Consider the following 18,036-nt stretch of genomic DNA (forward strand, 5'->3'; position numbering starts at 1 on the left):
TTTCTTCCGCTGAAAGCTCGTCATTTACCACTTTTAACAGTGAATCAAAAGCATCAACTGCCAGCTTGGCATCCTCCTGGTTTTTAAACCGGTCATTGGTTCCTGCCGGCAATCCCATCTTCTTATAGGCCAGACTGGACAGAGACATCATCATCTGGGTTAGTATATCCTTGGTTCCCAGCTTATCTATTTCTTCCTGTAATTTTCTTAAAACCTCTTCCTGGTCTTCCTGTTCATTTTTTTCCCGGGCGCCGCTAAACTCTTCCTTTGCTTCAACGTCTTCCCCATTGCCGCTGCCAGATTTTTTTTCTTCCTCAGCCAAAAAACTCACCTCCCTAGTCATTCTGATTCATATTCAATTATTGAAAATACATCATAACCCTCAAGCAACTTTCTTGGATTCAGAAACTTAAGCTCTATCAAAAAACAAAAACCTACCACTGCCCCGCCCATTTTTTCTACCAGTTCTGCCTTGGCCTTGGCGGTTCCCCCGGTGGCCACCAGGTCATCCACTATCAGAACATGGTCTCCGGGGTTTATGGCATCAGTATGCATCTCCAGAACATTTTCTCCATATTCTAAAGAATATGAAACCCTGCAGGTGTCAAAAGGCAGTTTGCCGGGCTTTCTGATAGGGATAAAGCCTACCCCCATTTTATAGGCCATTGCAGCACCAAAAACGAAACCCCTGGCCTCGGCCCCCAGTATGGCATCTATTTTTACTCCCTTATAGTGATCGGCCATTATGTCTACCGAATGCCTGAAAGCCTCTCCATTTGCAAGCAGAGGAGTTATGTCCCTGAACACTACTCCCTTTTTGGGAAAATCAGGGATGCTTCTTATAATTTTTTTTAAATCCATACTACTGCCTTCCTAGAAATATTATAATCTTTTATAGCTTTTAACACTGCTTAGCAGCGAGTCTATTAATAAATCCGTATCCAGCTGCTTGAAACCAAGCTGTTCCAGTATTTCCGCTGCATCATATTTCTGCCCATAGCTCCAGACCTCTTTCAAAAAATTACCAGCCCGCCGGTTTGAATACCACCTGTTTCCATACTCGGTGCAAAGGTACTGGTTAAGCTGCGCCTCAAAAGACCAGGCCCTGATGTAATTGGTACAATAAAAACCGGGGTCAACATCTGTCATGTAACTCTGCGGGGAATAGCTCATGTTACAGGCCCGGCCAAGTATCTGACAGTAGTCTTTCTCCCGGCCGGCAATAGGGCTTCCATCATGAAGCAAAAGCTCATACTCCAGTTTCCCTGCATACCTTCTACAATACCAGAGTTTTAACAAATTACTAAAATAACAGAATTGGTCTGCAGCATCCGGACTCATTTTAATAAAATCCATCAACCACCACCTATTCTGCATCAGGGATTCGAGTAGAAATGCAAATCCTTCTGTAACTGCATTATCCCCTAAAAACTTAAACTCAAAAGGCTGGGTGCAGGATGTATGGGCAAAATGCTGGGCATGCCCGCCCTCGTGAAAGAAAGCCTCAAAATCATCCTGGCCGCCACTGGGCATTACTACCAGATATATCTCCTCGGGAATTCTGACCGTTGAACAAAATGCCCGTGGAGACTTATTTTTTCGCCTCTCTATATCAAATATGATATTTTTCTGCTGATATATATCAATGTCCAGCCCCAGCAAAGTTTCAGAAAAGGCATCAATCATATAATCCTGTTTAAAATAGGGATCATACTCCTTTCCCCGTTTAACATAGGCAAAATCACTTCTACTACTCTGGTCCAAAGTTATTCCCAGCCGGGTGTATACCAGGTTCCCGAAGTGTTTCCGGTAAACATCCTGGGTCTGGTCCAGCAGTTTTTTCATACCTTCAAGGGTGTGGTTAAAATCCTCTCCTTTCAGAGAAGAGAAAAGCAAACTGTAGCTTTTAAAGCCCAGGTGCCTGGCCTGCTGGTGAGACTGCTTCCAATAGAGGCGCAGGTTATCATTTAATATCTCCGCAATTTTTTCATTTTTGACTTGTTCAATTTTATCCCTTTTCTGTTTAACCGGTTCATTGGCCAGCATTACATCCAGAAACCTGAAAGGGACCTGGTTTCCTTCAACCTTAACCTGGATTTGAGCTTCATCATTAGCTATTTCCTGCCTTATATGCTGCACCTGCTTCTCAATTAAATTCTCTGCACAAAACTTAAGCAGGTAAGCGTATCTCTTTTTGTTTTCACCCTTCTGTTGCTTCTGTATCTGCTGCAGATCTTCCATATTCTGGTAAGTAAAAAGCCAACCGTACTCTGCAAATATCTGATCCAGTTCCAAATTCTCTTTTCTTCCAGAGAAATGCAGATAATACTCCTTGTCCATCCTGGATAGAAATTCCTCTGCGCTTTTCCGGTATTTGCTTACATTCAGGCTAACCAATATTTTCCTTTACTGTTTTTACAATACTGTCAGCATCAAACCCATAAGCTTCAATAAGTTCCTGGGGAGTGCCCGAAGCTCCAAATTTATCTTGGACTCCCAACCTGATAACTCTGGCCGGCTGTCCCTGGGAAAGAACCTCGCATACCGCACTGCCCAGACCGCCAATTACATTATGGTCTTCTACAGTTATGACCAGCCCTGTCTTGCGGGCACTGTCCATCAAGAGCTGCTGGTCGATAGGCTTGATGGATGCCATATTTATAAGATCTACCTCTATACCCTCCTGTTCCAGTTTTCTGGCTGCATCCATGGCTATATGGGTAGTAAAGCCGGCAGCAACTATGGTGGCGGCATCACCTTCAAACAACTTAACGCCTTTGCCCAGTTCAAACTGGTACTCATCAGAAAATATAACCGGCGCCGAACCCCTGCAAAGCCTTACGTAGCAAGGGCCATCTATGTTAAGCACCTGTTCCAATACTTTTTCGGTTTCTGTAGCATCAGCCGGGGACAGCACCTTAATATTGGGAATGGACCTCATTATAGCCACATCTTCAATGGCCTGATGGGTGGCTCCATCCTCTCCAACAGTAATACCGGTATGGGTTGCGCATATCTTTACATTAAGCCGGGGGTATGCTACCGATATGCTTACCTGATCTGCAGCTCTTTTAGAGGCAAATACCCCAAAAGTAGAGGCAAACGGAATTTTGCCCATGGTGGCCAACCCAGCAGCAGCACTCATCATATTGGATTCGGCTATTCCAAAATTGAAAAACCTGTGGGGAAACTTGGAACCAAAGATATTGGTTTTGGTGGATTTGGAAAGGTCGCAGTCCAAAACAACTATATCTTCATTTTCTTCTCCCAGTTCTGCCAGTTTCTTCCCGTACGCAGCCCGGGTAGCAATCTTTTTATCTTCAGTTGAAAGAATATTTTTTATATTATCTGGAATCATAAAAACTCCTTAATTTCTAGTTTTAATACCTTTTCTTACCTGTTAAGACACTCTATGGCTTTAGCCTTTTGTTCCTCAGATGGAGCCTGGCCATGCCACTCGCAAAGGCCTTCCATAAAATCAACACCTTTTCCTTTGACCGTATTGGCAACTATAGCCGCTGGTTTATCCCTGGTGTCCATTGCTTTTTTGACCGCCTGTTCAATCTGGTCAAGATCATGGCCATCTATCTCTATTACCTCCCAGCCAAAAGCTTTCCATTTATCGGCCAGGGGTTCACTATTCATAATATCTCTGGTAAATCCGTCAATCTGGAGCCCGTTCTTATCTACAAATACAGTAAGGTTGTCCAGCTTGTAGTGCGCTGCCGCCATAGCCGCCTCCCATATCTGGCCTTCTTCGCATTCTCCGTCACCAACAACAGCAAAAACTTTTAAGCTCTGCTTATCCAGTTTTGCTCCCAGTGCCATGCCCACGGCGCAGGACAATCCCTGACCCAGCGAACCTGTGCTCATATCTACGCCCGGGGTTTTATTCATATCCGGGTGACCCTGAAGTATGCTTCCAAACTTCCTTAAAGTCTTAAGGTGGGACTTTTCAAAGTATCCCTTCTCTGCCAGTGCAGCATAGAGTACCGGACAGGCATGCCCCTTGGAGAGTACCACCCTGTCCCTGTCCTTTTTCCCTGGATCCCGGGGATCAATATTTAATATTCCGCTAAAATACAGATAGGCAAACACGTCAGTCATGGATAATGCTCCGCCAGGATGGCCGGATCCTGCCTCACATAGCATATCGATGATATCAACCCTTATCGCCTTCGCGGATTGCTGCAACTTTTTTTTCATTTCTTCTTCCATCCGGATTCCTTTCTTTATTTACATAAAATCAATTGTATAATTATAGTAAAAATAACCAGTTTTAAAAAGTTTGTAATAATATATTAGCATTAGTAGAATATATAAAAAATGATAAAAGGAAAATAATGTATAAAAAAGAGCTTTACAAAAAAATTTTGATAATTGGAGGAAATGTTGCCGGACTGGCAGCAGCCAGCCAGGCCAAAAGGGTTTACCCTGAAGCTGAAGTCATGGTACTGGAATCAGGCCAGTATATTTCCTACGGGTCATGCGGACTGCCCTATTATGTTACCGGCGAGATAAAAGATTTTGAACAGATTTTTGTCTACTCTCCCAAATTTTTTGAAGAAAAAAGGGATATCAGAATTCTGTTAAACCATAGGGTAACCCGGCTGGATACCGCCAACAAGCAGGTCATCGTAAACGACGGCCAGGCAATCGGATACGACCGCCTGATTATATGCAGCGGAGCCTCCCCGGTGCCCATTGATTTACCCGGGTCACATTTACAGAATATTTTTACATTCTGGAATGTAGTAGATACGGTAAAAGTTAAAACCTTTATTGATGAAAATAAACCCAGAAAAGCAGTGATCGCAGGAGCTGGTTCCATAGGACTGCTTATGGCAGAAACCTTTAAGGCCCTGGGTATAGAGGTGACCATAGTTGAACTGGCTGAAAAAATATTAAAAGACTATGAGACTGAAATTACCGACCTGGTGGCAGAAGCCCTGAAACAGAACCAGATTAAGGTTATGCTGTCCTCTAAAATCTTAAGCTTTGACGGCAGGGGAAGCAATTTAGCCCAATCAGCCACCATAAGCCAGTGCCATGAAACCATAAATTTGGAAACAGATATGACCCTGATGTCAGTAGGAGTTAGGCCCAACACCGATTTTCTGTCTTCTACCTCAGTAGAGCTGGGGCCATATAATGCAGTTAAGGTAAATCCAAGCCTGCAATCCTCCCATATTAATATTTTTGCTGCTGGAGACTGCGCTACGGTGAAGAATATAGTAACCGGAAAAGATGATTATATTCCCACCGCCAATAATGCTGCCAAAACCGGAAGAATAGCAGGGGCAAATGCAGCTGGCGCAAATATCACTTTTAAGGGCTCGGTTAATACCAAGGTGGATAAAATCTTTGGCCTGGAGTTTGCTAAAACAGGGATAAACATAGAAGAAGCTTCTGCTATGGGCTATGAAGTTCTCAAGGTTACCGGAAGCTATCCCTCTCATGTAAAAGCACTGCCCGGAGCCGATCCTATAACCATAGTTCTGGCGGCTGATATTAAAACCAGGAAGATCCTGGGGGCCCAGATGGTTGGTAAAAAAGAGGTAAGTAAACGTATTGATGTGTTTGCGGCTGCCATTACCGCCGAAATGACTGTAGACGATGTATATATGCTGGATCTATCCTATGCCCCCAAAGTAGCCACGGTATGGGACCCGGTAAACAAGATCTGTGCCAAAGCAGTACTTGCCCTGGACCAATCCTAGTATTTTAAAACAGGCCTTCCTGTTCACCATCCCCGTCATCTTCCTGGTCCGGATAGTAGGGGTGGCCTGAGTCATCCAGCTTTCTAAGCAGAACTGAACGCTCAAAGTTCTTTACAAAATGGGACCATCCCTCGTCCCCGCTGCCCTGGTCAAACAGGTCATTGTAGGCAGCTATCTCCGCATCCATATAATCCACATGGTGGACTATAAATGCTTCCAGTATCTTGGGCCTCTTGGGTGACCCAAATTCCTTGTATCCATGGTGGGAAAGGATTATATGTAATATTCTGTCCTTCAGGTCAGCAGGAAAACCCTTGATCTGATTAATTTTTTCCAGAACCCAGCTATACCCCATAGTTATATGGCCCAGCAGCTTGCCCTCATCAGTAAATTTAATAACTACTCCCACTTCATATTCTTTCATCTTGCCTATGTCATGGAGCAGGGCTCCGGCTATTAGCAGATCCCTGTTTATATTCTGGTAAGTATCAGCGACCAGGTCGCAGACCCTGCATACATAAAGGGTATGTTCCAGCAGCCCGCCACCATAGGCATGATGGTACTGTACTGCTGCTGTTGCCTTACAGAAGTCGGCTGCAAATTTTTTGTCACCAAAAAAAGCCTGCAGCAGCTGTTTTAAATAATGGTTTTTAACCGAATCTACCTTTAGCTTGATTTCGGCGAACATCTCGTCAACATCTCTTTTGGTGGATTTGATAAAATCAGTATAATCAATATTCTTTTTATCTTCTATTTTGGATAGAGATTCAATAGTAAGCTGTTTACTGCTCCTGTATTCACTAACCGAACCGGCAACTGCTACAAAATCACCTTCTTTAAAATCAGCAGCCTGATTTAAGGCTTCGGTCCAGACTACGGCCTGTATATCCCCTTCCCGGTCCTGCAGGGTCAACAAACAAAAATCATCCCCGTTTTTTTTCTTCTTTACTATTTTTTTGGCCACTACAAATACGGAGTTTATGTGGGAGCCAACTTTCAAATCATTTACAAATTCTTTTTTCCGGTAATTCATAATTATTTCTCTATTTCCCAATTTTTAAAATAATCTATTTTACTGTAGTCAGTCATATCATAATGTACCGGTGTAATGGATATATATCCATTTTTAATGGCACAATAGTCATCACTTTCATTTTCACACATCTGTACAAATTCTCCATCCATCCAGTAATAATTTCTTCCCCTGGGATCGGTTCTCTTGATAAAGAAATCATTGAATTTAGCAGTACTCTGGCAGGTAATTCTAATCCCCTTGATTTGTTTTTCAGGAAGGTCAGGCAAATTTATATTCAACAGTACTTTCCGGGGAAGACCGCCTCTGGATATTATCATCTTAGCCATTTTTTTGGCAAATCCGGCAGCATAGCTGTAGTCCGGATTCTTCAAATTATCTACAGATATAGCCATGGACGGTATGTCGTATACCGTTCCTTCGGTAGCAGCAGATACCGTGCCCGAATATATTACGTTCTCCCCAATATTGGCTCCCTTATTTATCCCGGATATAACCAGGTCTGGTTTTTTACCCAGAATAGCCTTTACTGCCAGTTTTACACAATCTGCCGGGGTTCCATCTACCGCATAGCCAAAAAATTTGCCGTCTCTGGTTTCTTCCCAAACCGGTATGGGGCTGAACACGGTAATGGCATGCCCTACTGCACTCCTTTCCTTGTCCGGAGCAATGACCACCACCTTAAACTGGTCATCTTCCCTAATTTCCCTATAGAGCCTGTACAGCCCTTCGGACTCAATCCCGTCATCATTGGTGAGTAGTATCGTTTTTTTATCCATACATAATTTCTATAATTTTAATTTTTTAATTTTAAACAAAAAAAATGGTTTAAGCAAAAATACCCGGGACAAGTAAAACCAGATAATACAGAAACCGTACTGTTTTCACCCCGGAGAGCACAGGCATTAAACCACCACTAAAATAGTATATAGCGCTACAGGCACCCTATAGTAAATCTTTTAAAAATTTATATTGGTAATATAATCATTATAAGCCTGTTCCCAGCTGGACGTTTGTTGGGGCTGATAAGGTTTTACTGCCGAAGAATTTTTGGATATCTCTCTTCCCTGGCTTAAATTACTTATCTGGCCTGCAGCCTTAAGCTGCATTAAGAAATTGCCTACCGAGGTAGTTTCGGTAGGACCGGCAATAACCGGTATTCCGGTAGCATCAGCTGTCCACTGGCATAATAATCTGTCTTTGGTGCCGCCTCCGATAAGATGCAGCAGCTCCAGCTTTTGGCCGGTTAACTTTTCTAATGATTTAACCTCATGCTTGAACTTTAATACCAGCCCCTCATAGAACAGCCTGGCTGCTTCCCCTATACTTTCGGGCTTATGTCCGCTGCAGTTATCCCCTATTACCTGAGGCATATCCGAGCTGGGGTGGGTAAAGGCAGGATTGTTTACATCTATAAAACCGGCAAAAGGTGAAGCAGCCCGGGCTAACTCCATGATCCTGTCCCAGGCAATTTTTTCTCCCAGATCCTTTATCCATTTAGCCCTGCATTGCTGTATTATCCACATTCCGGTTATGTTTTTTATAAATAAATTACTATCTTCTGCTCCTCCCTCATTGGAATAACCCAGATCAAAAACCTCTTTATTTATTATGGGCTTTTCTGTTTCCTTGCCCAGTATAGCCCAGGTACCCAGGCTTAAAAAAGCCCAGTTCCTGTCGCTGCTAACCGGTATTCCCGCTACAGCTGATGGGGTATCATGGGTAACCGGAGCAATGACTTCTAAAGGCCTGATTCCCAGATGGCTGCATACCGAATCAGAAATCCTGCCTATTTTTTCTCCCGGTTTGATAATAGGGGCAAACCGGTCAGCAGGAAGGCCGGCTGCCCTGAGTATTTTATCCTCCCATTTCTTTTCTACCTGGTTATACATTATTGTAGTGGTAATCCTGGTCCATTCATTAAAAGTCTTGCCGGTAAGAAAGTAATTTAAAATATCAGGTATGCTGAGATAGGTCTTACCGTATTCAATTTCCGGTGCCTGGTTTATGCTCAGGGAAAAAAGCTGAAAAAGATCAAATATAGGGCTAACCTCTGATCCCGCCAGTTTGAAAAGGTCAAAAGCTGGAATCAATTTCAGCAACTTTTTGCTGTCTTTGCTCCGCTGCTGATCCCGGTAATGTACTGGGTTGGACACAAGTTTACCGTTTTTGCCAATAAACCCAAAGTCTGCACCCCAGGCATCCAGAGCCAGTGATTGTATATCCCTGTACTGTTCCAATGATTTCTGTATGCCTATTTTAAGTTCTTCATACAGGCTTAAAATATCCCAGTATAAGGTGCCGGAAGCGTAGACCGGCCTGTTTTCAAACCGGTGGGTTACCGCCATGCTATATTTATTACCATCAAAGCTGAATACGGCAGCTCTTCCATTGCTGGCCCCAAAATCAAATACCAGATAATTTCTATTGCTCATCGATCCCCCTAATCAATTAATAAAAATAGTAAGGATATTAAAAGATTAATACAGTTTTCTTAAATTTAAAAGTCTTAAACCCGGCAGGACCTTGGTATAAAATAATAAGGGGCCATGCTCCCTTTTTCAGAAGCATGGCCCCTTATGGTTTTTAGCCTATTTTAAGGCATCTTTTCTTTTCTGGACATATTCTTCAATTTCCTGCATGGACCCGGAAAATTCTTTAGCCGTATACTGGAAAGCTGCCTGATCTATAAAATCATCAATTGCAATTCCGTCTTCTTCATAGCCTTCCACAAAATAAGGTATCTTGAGTAATTTTTCCATTATCTCATCCGGTGCCGGATCATCCATCTGGCAACCCAGCTCTTTCTGGTCACAAATCTTTATAAAATCGCTTATCATCTCCGGGTTTATGGTATAAACCATATTGCCGCCAGCAACTTTTTCTATATGAAGTACCTCGTCAGGTTCTGGACCCACCCTGGAAGAACACAGCAGCAGCTTGCTGTAATAACCCCTGGATTTGTCATTTAATATCTGGTGGGCTTTCTTGGCTATAGCCACACCGGTCCATCTCTGAAGCTCTTCGGTTAACTCGATACCAGCCTGTTTTGCGCTTTCAAAATATGGTTCCCTGGCTTCAAATCTGCCAATCATGATAGTAATTACTGATCTCCACTGACTGTAATCTATCCCCCATTGCTGGCCTCTCTCATACCCTCTTTTCACTGCTTCTGCTACCTGTACTACCTGGGGAACATCAAATACCAGAGTAGCATTGGTGGGAATACCTACCGATGTCAACATTTCAATTACATAAATACCCTCTTTGGACCCAGGACATTTAACCATGATATTCGGTGATATCTTCTTTAAAACCAGAGCCTGCCTGAGCATCTCTTTTACATCGGTTACCAGACGCGGGTCTACCTGGGCACTAACATAACCCTTCTTATAGCCTGACTTTTCAAACAAAGGCATAAACAGTTTGGTGCCCTCTTCGGTTATTGCTTTATATACCTCCCAGGCCAGCTCATAGTTTGATTTGGCCGGGTTTTCTTTTATTATCCTATCCACTATGGGATCAACCTTTTCCGGAATAAGGTCCAGAACTTTTCTGGTGAGTTTCGGATTTGTGGTTATTCCGTCAAAAAGTGTATCCTGCGGGTTATCAAAATCAAAAAGTTTCTTAAGTCTTTCAGCGGCCAGCTTCTTGTCCTCTGCCGGTGCATCCTTTAATTCATCCTCGGCCCATTTTTCGAACGCAAGCGGTGATGAATCCCACCAAATCTCCATATCCTCTGAGGTTTCAGATAGACGTTGTATTGCGGATTTTTCATATTTTGCCATTTTTTATCCTCCAATTGTTAAAAATTACAATTTGTAATAATACCTAAATAATTAATTTAAATCAATTTCCTAACTGCCTCCACTATATCCGCCTGGTGAGGTATGGAAGCCTGCTCCAGGGTAGAATTATAGGGGATAGGGGTGTTAAGGCCGGCCACAACTTTTATGGGAGCATCCAGCCAGTCAAATGCTGAATCTACCACCCGGGCACAAATATCTGAAGCCACGCTTCCTCTCTGACAAGCCTCACTGACTATTACCAGCCGGTTAGTCTTTTTTACCGATTCTATTAATGCCTGTTCATCCAGGGGCACCAGAGTCCTGGGATCAAAGACTTCACAGCTTATTCCCTCCTTCTCCAGCTCTTCTGCAGCCTTAAGGGCTTCAAAAACCATGGCCGAATAAGCAAAAATGGTTATATCGGTTCCCTCTCTTTTGATATCCGCGCTGCCAAAGGGTATGAGGTACTCCTCGGCGGGGACTTCTCCCTGGTTAAGATAAATCATTTTCTGCTCTATAAACATAGTGGGATTATCATCCCTTATAGCAGTCTTGAGCAGGCCTTTGGCATCATAAGCTGTAGAAGGCATAACTACTTTAAGTCCCGGAACATGATAGAACCATGCTTCCAGGCTCTGGGAATGCTGGGCGGCCACTCCCCTGCCGGCTCCCCCCTGAGTCCTTATAACCAGAGGCACATTCAAGCTATCGCCAGTCATATACCTGATTTTTGCTGCCTGGTTTACAATCTGATCCATGGCCAGGGTTGCAAAATCTATAAACATAATTTCTGAAATAGGCCGGTATCCGGTAAGAGCCGCTCCCACGCCGGCACCCAGAATAGCTGCTTCAGAAATAGGAGTGTTTATCACCCGGTCCGGGCCATATTTGTCCAATAAGCCTTTATAGACCCTGAAAGCTCCGCCATAAACCCCGATGTCTTCACCAATAAGAAATACTTTCGGGTCCCGGTCCATTTCCTCAATAATAGCCTGCCTTAATGCTTCTCTATATTCAATCTCTGCCATGATTTTCCTTCCCTATCGCTTGCCCTAAAATATCATTTAGATGTGTTTGACTTCTTCTAAGAATTGTTCCAGGTCAGGCTCCGGGCTTTGTTCGGCAAACTTAACCGATTCCTCTACACTATCGGTTATCTCTCTATCAATATCCTGTACCTGCTTTTTGGTAACCACTTTTTCCTTAATTAGCTTCTGTGTATAGTTGGTTACCGGATCTTTTTCGCTCTTATAGTAATCGGCTTCTTCCTTTTTTCTGTATTCTGCCGGGTCATTGGGATGATGTCCGGTAAACCTGTAGGTTTTTGCTTCAATAAGGGATGGTCCCCGGCCTTTTCTGGCCCCGCGGGCAGCGTCTGAAACTGCCTTAAATATCTGCTCAGGATCTGTACCGTCCACTATTATTCCCGGCATGGAATAGGAATCTGACCTATCGGCTACATCTTCACAGGCTACTGAATCCTTGGAACACATGGAAATAGCATACAAATTATTTTCACATATATATATGACCGGCAGTTTAAAAACTGAGGCCATATTTAAAGACTCATGAAAAACACCATTATTGGCAGCCCCGTCTCCGAAAAAGCAAAGAACCACCCTACCCCTGCCTTCCAGTTTGCAGCTAAATCCGGCTCCAACCGAAATGGGAATACCTCCTCCCACAATACCATTGGCACCCAGAATCTTGAGATGGGTATCTGCAATATGCATTGAACCTCCCCGGCCCTTGCAATAGCCGGTACTCTTTCCCAGCAGTTCTGCCATCATCTTATTCAGGTCACCGCCCTTGGCAATACAATGCCCATGGCCTCTATGGGTAGAAACTATATAATCATCTTTTTTTATAGCCTGGCAGGCTCCAGAAGCTACTGCTTCTTCGCCCAGATAAGGATGTAAATATCCCCATATTTTCCCTGTCTGGTACAACTGGATGGTTTTTTCCTCAAATCTTCTGATTTTTAACAGGGTTTTAAGTATAGTAATTCTATCGGTCTTAGTTAATCCCGGCATACCTACTCCCAAAGGTTTAAAGTTAATGTAGTAATTATATGCAAATTATTGCATATATGCAATAATAGAGCATTTATTTCCTTTTCAGTACTATTTCCGCAGCCTTGCTGTCAGTAATCAATATATTAATTAGCCTGCCTTTTAGTGCCCCGTATATAGCATCAGATTTAAGCTTATCCCCGGCTACCCCTATGGAATAAGGCACCTTGTGTAATAACCCAGCAGGCATGGCGATTAGCCTTCCGGAAAGCTTGCTGTCACATATTTTGCCCTGTATATTGAAGAAGTGAGAAAAAACATCTCCTATAGCACCTTCTTGTCTTAAAACTTCCAGGTCTTCAGGAGGGATATGGCCGGTTTTTATAAGGGTAGATATCATCTTGGGGTATAATGCTCCTATCCCCACCAGGGCAATAGTTATTCTACCAAAATACTCGGTGGTTTTTTTAATGGAGGACTCATTTAAAAAAAGATCATGGCTTTCTTTGGTGTCCACTATGGCCGGAGCATACAGCAGGTGGGGGTTTACCCCAAACCTGGAAGCAAACCTGCGGGCAATATCATGGCAGTTTAAGTTCACTGAAAGTTGATGGATACCTCCAGTTATCTGCACCACCTCTACCTGTTTGTTGATCTTGGAGGGCAGATGATTTATAACCTCATTTATGGTGGTTCCCCAGGAAACACCAATAATATCTTCGTCCTTTATAATTTCTAAAAGGTAATTGGCAGCTGCCTGGCCCAGTTTGCTCTTGAGCTCTTTATCGGAAAGGCCGCTATTCTCCACCACTATGGCCCGCTTGAGATCAAACTTCTTTTCCAGTTTTTCCTCCAGGCTGGATAGCCCCTTGGTAGGGTCAATAATATTTATCTGAACCACTCCAATATTAATGGCCTTCTTAAGTATCCGGTTAACCTGATACTTGGAAATTTTCAGTTTGGTTGATATATCTTCCTGGGTTAATCCGTCCCGGTAATAAAGGCTGGCTACCTTTACCATTAGTTTTATGTCATAAGTCATTTAACTACTGTTCCAGTTGCTCAATCTTCTTTACTTTACTTACCGTACCCCCGGTCCTCTCTATGGAAAGCCAGACCTTGAGTATCTCCTGGGCCAGCTTGGTTCCTACGATAAAGGAACCCATGGTAAGCACCTGGCAGTCATTGGATAATATGGATCGCTGGGCGGAATAAAGGTCATGGCAGACTGCCGCCCTTATACCTTTAAATTTATTGGCGCATATAGCCATCCCTAACCCTGTTCCGCATACCAGTATTCCCCGGTCGTAGGTTCCATCCTGTACCGCTCTGGTTACTTCCGCGGCTACATCGGGATAATCGCCCTCTACCTCAAATACTTTGTATTCAATATTTTTTTGTTCTAAAACCTGTATAAGGTCCTGCATCCTATCATTTGCATTAACATCACAGCCAATTGCAATTTTCATTTTTCCTCCTATTTTGTATTTAAAAATTCTTCTATCTTTTTGGCAATACCGGATCCGGTAAGCCCGTAGTATTCAATAAGTTCATCGTACTGGCCTACTACCGCAAAAACATCATTTATTCCTATCTTCTTTATCGGAGCCGGGCCTGATTCTGAAAGGACATTGGCCACTATGCTGCCCAGTCCATTAACCACGCTATGTTCTTCTACCGTAACTACCTTCCTGGTTTTGGCACTGGACTCCAGAATTATTTGCCTGTCTATAGGTTTAATGGTAGATATATTTATAACTTCTGCATTAATACCGGAAGCTTTCAGCAAAGCAGCAGCGTCCAGGCAATTGGCCACCATGGTTGAAGTAGTGATAACCGTAACATCATTACCCGCCACCATAACTTCGCCCCGGCTTATGTTTAAGGTATAGTCTTCAGGATTTAGGCGCCTGGCTTTCTGGCGGTGAATCCTTAAATATACCGGGCCGTCCAGCTGGGCAGCCTTAAAAATGGCCTCCCTGTACTGGGGACCGTCAGCTGGAGATATAATGGTTACATTGGGTACAGAACCGATAACCCCTATATCTTCAAGAACCACATGGGTGGGGCCCAGAGGCCCTACCGAGAAACCACAGTTGTTTCCCATGATATTTACATTTAACTTGGTTTTACAAACATCGTCCCTTATCTGCTCAAAACACCTGAAGGCAACAAAAGGTACATAAGCTGCTATAAAGGGTATCTTGCCGCTAATGGCCAGGCCTGCCGCTTCCCCCATTCCATTCTGCTCCTGGATCCCAAACTCAAAATGCCTTTGGGGGAAATTCTGGTTGAAAGGACCGCCGGATGCCCCCAGTGATGAATCACAGGATACATATACTACCCTGCTGTCTTCCTGGCCCAATTCTACCAGAGCGTCAGCTATAATTTTTCTGGGATTTTCGTATATATAATTTTCATTATCCAATTTCAGCTTGCTCCTCTCTTTTTCTCTTTTGGACCACATCAATGGCCTGATCAATTTTGTCCTGTTCGCAGTGCCAGTGGTGGAATTCAAATCTGTCTTCCCCAAACTCAAGCCCACTGCATTTTATTGTATCCGCAATAATGGCAGAGGGTTTTCCTTTTTTGAAGGGAATTTCTGAGAGTACCCTGTATATTTCAGAAAAGTCATGCCCATCAATGGTTTTTACTTCCCAGCCAAATGACTCGAACTTAGCCTCAAAAGGTGAAGTATCCATAATATCTTCAGTTCTGCCATTTACCTGCAGGTGGTTTCGGTCTACTATGGCCACCACATGGTCAAGATGGTGATGGCCGGCAGCCATAACTGACTCCCATACACTGCCTTCTGCGCATTCCCCGTCACCGAGGACAACAAAAACCCGGTAATCTTTTTTATCCAGCCTTCCCGCAAGTGCCATGCCATTGGCCACCGGCAAACCATGGCCCAGCGAGCCGGTAGGAAATTCAACCCCGGGCAGGACTTTTTCATCAGGATGCATGGGCACCCTGGTATCCAGGGTATTATAGGTCCACAGCACTTCTGTATCAAAATAACCCTGGTCAGCCAGACAGGCATACAGGGCCAGGCACTTATGGCCGGCAGATAATACAAACCGGTCCCTGTCTTCCCATTTGGGCTTCTTGGGGTCATGCTTAAGTATTTTATTATATAGAACGGTCATAATATCCAGACTGGAAAAAGCTCCTCCTATATGTCCTTCTCCAAACCGCATCATCTTAAGTATATTGACCCTGGCCTGATAGGACTTTTCATGTAGAGCCATCAATTCCTGTTTACTCAATTCTCCCATATTTATTCCTTATCTAATTGTTTTAATAATTCTTAAAATTTTTATTATGTCTTTACGGGGATGACAAATAAATCCATATCCCTAAAAAGCCTTTCACATAAAAATACCATTATTTAGTTTAATAGCCAACAATTGTTTTGTTAAAAACCACTATAAAAGTGCTTCCCTTCTGTTATATACCCGGCATACATACATATCCTAAGGATTTTTCCCGAATAAGCCGCAGTAAAATAAATTACTTTTTGCCCTGTCGGTTATGGTTTGAATATGGATTTAAACTGATTATAGTTTATCCCTGCTTCCCCTATAAGCCTGGGGTTGGAAGCTCCTTTTTTAGCGTCATTATGGTAATCAGAACCGCCGGTAAAGAATTTAACCCTGCCGCCATATTTGTGCTCTACTTCTTCCTTTATCTGCTGCCCGGACATGTTCCCCTGGTAAGTGGTCTTATCATAAGTATAGCAGGATTCCATGCCGTCCAGGCCGGCATCTATCAGTTTATCTATATACTGGTCTCTGCTTACCTTGCCCAGAACCTCTGAATCTACCCGCTCATCTATAAGGTAGGGATGAGCCAGCACCGCAATCCCCCGGCAAGATTTAATTATATATATAGCCTCCAGAGGACTTACCTTGTTCCTTTTTACATTAAGCCCGGGGTTATCTCTGACCATCAATTTAGCCTGGCTCCAGGATTGGGCATAACCTTTTTTGGCCATAGCCTCAAATATATGTTTTCTTTGCACCTCTTCCGGAAGCCTCTGCTGCCGGTTGCCATCAACATCCTGGTAGTTTAATATATCCTGCTGGTAATCTATGGGCATACCTTCTTTGGTCAGCACCTCACATAATTTATGGTAAGCATCTACCTTGCTTTGTTTGGCCCTCTGAACTTCCTGCTTGAAACGATCACAGCTCCAATCCAGTTCGTACCCGATTATATGTACATCATCCACATTACTGTCACAGGAAAACTCATCGCCTTGAACCAGATCAAGTTCCAGGCCACGGGCAAACTGCTTTATTTCAACCCTCTTCCCCTCATGGGTTATATTCAAAACCGGACCAATATCATGATCTACCATCCCTATTGCTTTCATGCCCAGCTCTGAAGCCTTAGTTATCAGCCGGCCGGGACTGTCATTCCCATCAGACCGGGTGGTATGGCAATGAAGGTCGCATTCATATTCTGGTTTGTAGCTATTAATGGTTATCACATTCCTTTTAGGCTTTATCAGCACTTCCAAATATTGTAATATATTCCTTAACCAGTTTTTTAACTTCTTCTTTTACAAAGTCTATTTTTTTAACCGGTTCATATTCCTGGGGGTGTTCTTTTATATATAAATCACAGGAATCTATGTATTTATGCTTTATCTCGGTAGATATATTCATCTTAGAAATCCCGTAGGTCCTTATCCTGGCTAATACCTGCCTGCTTAAACCGGAACATCCATGGATAACAATTGGAAAGTCAGTTACTTCCATTATCCTTGCCAGCCGGTCATAATCAAGTTTTGGCTCTCCAGAGTAAAGACCATGGGCTGTACCAATGGCTACCGCTAAACTGTCAATCCCCGTCTTCTTTTGAAAATCTACCGCCACTTCGGGATCAGTCAGCATTACCTTGTCCGGATCCACCTGTACCTGCTCTTCAGTTCCGCCAATGTGACCCAGTTCACCTTCTACGGTAATCCCTTTCTGGTGGGCCATATCTACCACTTTTTTGGTCATTTCAATATTTTCTTCATAGGGCAAGCTGGAACCATCTACCATAATGGAACTCCACCCATGGCTGATGCAGTTTTCAATCATATCCATATCTGTTCCATGATCCAGGTTCATGGCAATGGGAACATCGGTCTCCCGGGACAGGTTCTGGACTAAATCTACCAATACCATATATCCCATAGCCTTAACTGTTTTCTGGGAGGTCTGTATAATTATCGGAGACTTTTCATCTATGGCCGCTTCAGCTACCGATACCATGGATGTATGATTGACTATATTAAAAGCCCCTACCACAAAATTTTCTTTTCTGGCTTTAATTAACATGTCTTTAGTGTTTATATAAACCATAAATACCCACCCCTGTTTTAATTTTGAAATACTTATTTTAGTTTATGCAATATCTTGCAATTATGCAATAATAAAAATAGAATAAAAGTCCCGGTTTAGAGTCATTCCGTATTATTTTTGTTGGTT

Annotated in this window: 18 protein-coding genes; 1 reads left to right on the forward strand and 17 read right to left on the reverse strand. The window is 43.2% G+C overall.

Annotated elements, in window-relative coordinates:
• The 5 genes from K9H14_06560 to K9H14_06580 form a co-directional block, all read right to left on the reverse strand.
• Positions 1–322, reverse strand: a 322-nt coding sequence (locus K9H14_06560; protein MCG9479858.1) for a hypothetical protein, incomplete at its 3' end; no start/stop codon positions are given.
• A 17-nt stretch (positions 323–339) separates the two neighbouring features.
• Positions 340–861 carry an adenine phosphoribosyltransferase gene (locus tag K9H14_06565; GenBank protein MCG9479859.1) on the reverse strand — a complete coding sequence of 174 codons (522 nt, stop codon included), beginning with the start codon at positions 859–861 and terminating at the stop codon, positions 340–342.
• A gap of 21 nt (positions 862–882) precedes the next feature.
• Positions 883–2,397, reverse strand: a complete 1,515-nt coding sequence (locus K9H14_06570; protein ID MCG9479860.1) for a hypothetical protein — start codon at positions 2,395–2,397, stop codon at positions 883–885.
• On the reverse strand, positions 2,390–3,358 hold the full coding sequence (locus tag K9H14_06575; protein ID MCG9479861.1) for a transketolase family protein: 969 nt from the start codon (positions 3,356–3,358) through the stop codon (positions 2,390–2,392). Before K9H14_06575 ends, K9H14_06570 begins: the two co-directional genes overlap by 8 nt.
• A 35-nt stretch (positions 3,359–3,393) precedes the next feature.
• Entirely contained in the window at positions 3,394–4,218 is an 825-nt protein-coding gene (locus tag K9H14_06580; GenBank protein ID MCG9479862.1) for a transketolase, read from the reverse strand.
• Positions 4,219–4,343: 125 nt separating this feature from the next.
• Here K9H14_06580 and K9H14_06585 point away from each other — a divergent pair, with 125 nt between their 5' ends.
• Complete coding sequence (locus K9H14_06585) at positions 4,344–5,720, forward strand: FAD-dependent oxidoreductase (GenBank protein MCG9479863.1); 1,377 nt, start codon at positions 4,344–4,346, stop codon at positions 5,718–5,720.
• 4 nt (positions 5,721–5,724) lie between these two features.
• Here K9H14_06585 and K9H14_06590 read toward each other — a convergent pair whose 3' ends face one another.
• The 12 genes from K9H14_06590 to K9H14_06645 form a co-directional block, all read right to left on the reverse strand.
• Positions 5,725–6,774, reverse strand: a complete 1,050-nt coding sequence (locus K9H14_06590) for an HD domain-containing protein (GenBank protein MCG9479864.1) — start codon at positions 6,772–6,774, stop codon at positions 5,725–5,727.
• The gene (surE, locus tag K9H14_06595; protein MCG9479865.1) at positions 6,756–7,532 is read right to left on the reverse strand and encodes a 5'/3'-nucleotidase SurE; all 777 of its coding nucleotides are present in this window, start codon (positions 7,530–7,532) and stop codon (positions 6,756–6,758) included. Before surE ends, K9H14_06590 begins: the two co-directional genes overlap by 19 nt.
• 180 nt (positions 7,533–7,712) lie before the next feature.
• Entirely contained in the window at positions 7,713–9,188 is a 1,476-nt protein-coding gene (locus K9H14_06600) for a rhamnulokinase (protein ID MCG9479866.1), read from the reverse strand.
• A 156-nt stretch (positions 9,189–9,344) separates the two neighbouring features.
• The gene (locus K9H14_06605; GenBank protein MCG9479867.1) at positions 9,345–10,541 is read right to left on the reverse strand and encodes a transaldolase; all 1,197 of its coding nucleotides are present in this window, start codon (positions 10,539–10,541) and stop codon (positions 9,345–9,347) included.
• Positions 10,542–10,597: 56 nt separating this feature from the next.
• Positions 10,598–11,569 (reverse strand): alpha-ketoacid dehydrogenase subunit beta, encoded by a 972-nt coding sequence (locus tag K9H14_06610; protein MCG9479868.1) that lies wholly within the window; start codon positions 11,567–11,569, stop codon positions 10,598–10,600.
• Positions 11,570–11,605: 36 nt separating this feature from the next.
• Positions 11,606–12,574, reverse strand: coding sequence for a thiamine pyrophosphate-dependent dehydrogenase E1 component subunit alpha (locus K9H14_06615; protein MCG9479869.1), 969 nt, complete (start codon positions 12,572–12,574; stop codon positions 11,606–11,608).
• Positions 12,575–12,647: 73 nt separating this feature from the next.
• The gene (locus tag K9H14_06620; protein ID MCG9479870.1) at positions 12,648–13,595 is read right to left on the reverse strand and encodes a sugar-binding transcriptional regulator; all 948 of its coding nucleotides are present in this window, start codon (positions 13,593–13,595) and stop codon (positions 12,648–12,650) included.
• A gap of 4 nt (positions 13,596–13,599) precedes the next feature.
• A complete protein-coding gene (locus K9H14_06625) occupies positions 13,600–14,022 on the reverse strand; it encodes an RpiB/LacA/LacB family sugar-phosphate isomerase (GenBank protein ID MCG9479871.1) in 423 nt (140 codons plus the stop codon).
• 8 nt (positions 14,023–14,030) lie between these two features.
• Positions 14,031–15,020: a transketolase family protein gene (locus K9H14_06630; protein ID MCG9479872.1), complete on the reverse strand. Its 990-nt coding sequence runs from the start codon at positions 15,018–15,020 to the stop codon at positions 14,031–14,033.
• Positions 14,974–15,831 (reverse strand): transketolase, encoded by an 858-nt coding sequence (locus K9H14_06635; GenBank protein ID MCG9479873.1) that lies wholly within the window; start codon positions 15,829–15,831, stop codon positions 14,974–14,976. Before K9H14_06635 ends, K9H14_06630 begins: the two co-directional genes overlap by 47 nt.
• 254 nt (positions 15,832–16,085) lie before the next feature.
• Positions 16,086–17,090 (reverse strand): PHP domain-containing protein, encoded by a 1,005-nt coding sequence (locus K9H14_06640; GenBank protein ID MCG9479874.1) that lies wholly within the window; start codon positions 17,088–17,090, stop codon positions 16,086–16,088.
• Entirely contained in the window at positions 17,056–17,910 is an 855-nt protein-coding gene (locus K9H14_06645) for a class II fructose-bisphosphate aldolase (protein MCG9479875.1), read from the reverse strand. The genes K9H14_06640 and K9H14_06645 overlap by 35 nt, the downstream gene beginning before the upstream one ends.
• Positions 17,911–18,036 lie beyond the last annotated feature (126 nt).

The sequence above is a fragment of the Actinomycetes bacterium genome (assembly GCA_022396035.1).
Classification (GTDB): Bacteria; Actinomycetota; Humimicrobiia; order Humimicrobiales; family Humimicrobiaceae; genus Halolacustris.

What these genes read in the sequence shown, in the direction of transcription:
- K9H14_06600 (MCG9479866.1), bottom strand. Translation starts at nt 9,188, where the DNA reads ATGAGCAATAGAAATTATCTGGTATTTGATTTTGGGGCCAGCAATGGA.
- K9H14_06610 (MCG9479868.1), bottom strand. Translation starts at nt 11,569, where the DNA reads ATGGCAGAGATTGAATATAGAGAAGCATTAAGGCAGGCTATTATTGAG.
- K9H14_06580 (MCG9479862.1), bottom strand. Translation starts at nt 4,218, where the DNA reads ATGGAAGAAGAAATGAAAAAAAAGTTGCAGCAATCCGCGAAGGCGATA.
- K9H14_06605 (MCG9479867.1), bottom strand. Translation starts at nt 10,541, where the DNA reads ATGGCAAAATATGAAAAATCCGCAATACAACGTCTATCTGAAACCTCA.
- K9H14_06635 (MCG9479873.1), bottom strand. Translation starts at nt 15,831, where the DNA reads ATGGGAGAATTGAGTAAACAGGAATTGATGGCTCTACATGAAAAGTCC.
- K9H14_06565 (MCG9479859.1), bottom strand. Translation starts at nt 861, where the DNA reads ATGGATTTAAAAAAAATTATAAGAAGCATCCCTGATTTTCCCAAAAAG.
- K9H14_06585 (MCG9479863.1), top strand. Translation starts at nt 4,344, where the DNA reads ATGTATAAAAAAGAGCTTTACAAAAAAATTTTGATAATTGGAGGAAAT.
- K9H14_06630 (MCG9479872.1), bottom strand. Translation starts at nt 15,020, where the DNA reads ATGTGGTCCAAAAGAGAAAAAGAGAGGAGCAAGCTGAAATTGGATAAT.
- K9H14_06575 (MCG9479861.1), bottom strand. Translation starts at nt 3,358, where the DNA reads ATGATTCCAGATAATATAAAAAATATTCTTTCAACTGAAGATAAAAAG.
- K9H14_06615 (MCG9479869.1), bottom strand. Translation starts at nt 12,574, where the DNA reads ATGCCGGGATTAACTAAGACCGATAGAATTACTATACTTAAAACCCTG.
- K9H14_06645 (MCG9479875.1), bottom strand. Translation starts at nt 17,910, where the DNA reads ATGGTTTATATAAACACTAAAGACATGTTAATTAAAGCCAGAAAAGAA.
- K9H14_06620 (MCG9479870.1), bottom strand. Translation starts at nt 13,595, where the DNA reads ATGACTTATGACATAAAACTAATGGTAAAGGTAGCCAGCCTTTATTAC.
- K9H14_06625 (MCG9479871.1), bottom strand. Translation starts at nt 14,022, where the DNA reads ATGAAAATTGCAATTGGCTGTGATGTTAATGCAAATGATAGGATGCAG.
- surE (MCG9479865.1), bottom strand. Translation starts at nt 7,532, where the DNA reads ATGGATAAAAAAACGATACTACTCACCAATGATGACGGGATTGAGTCC.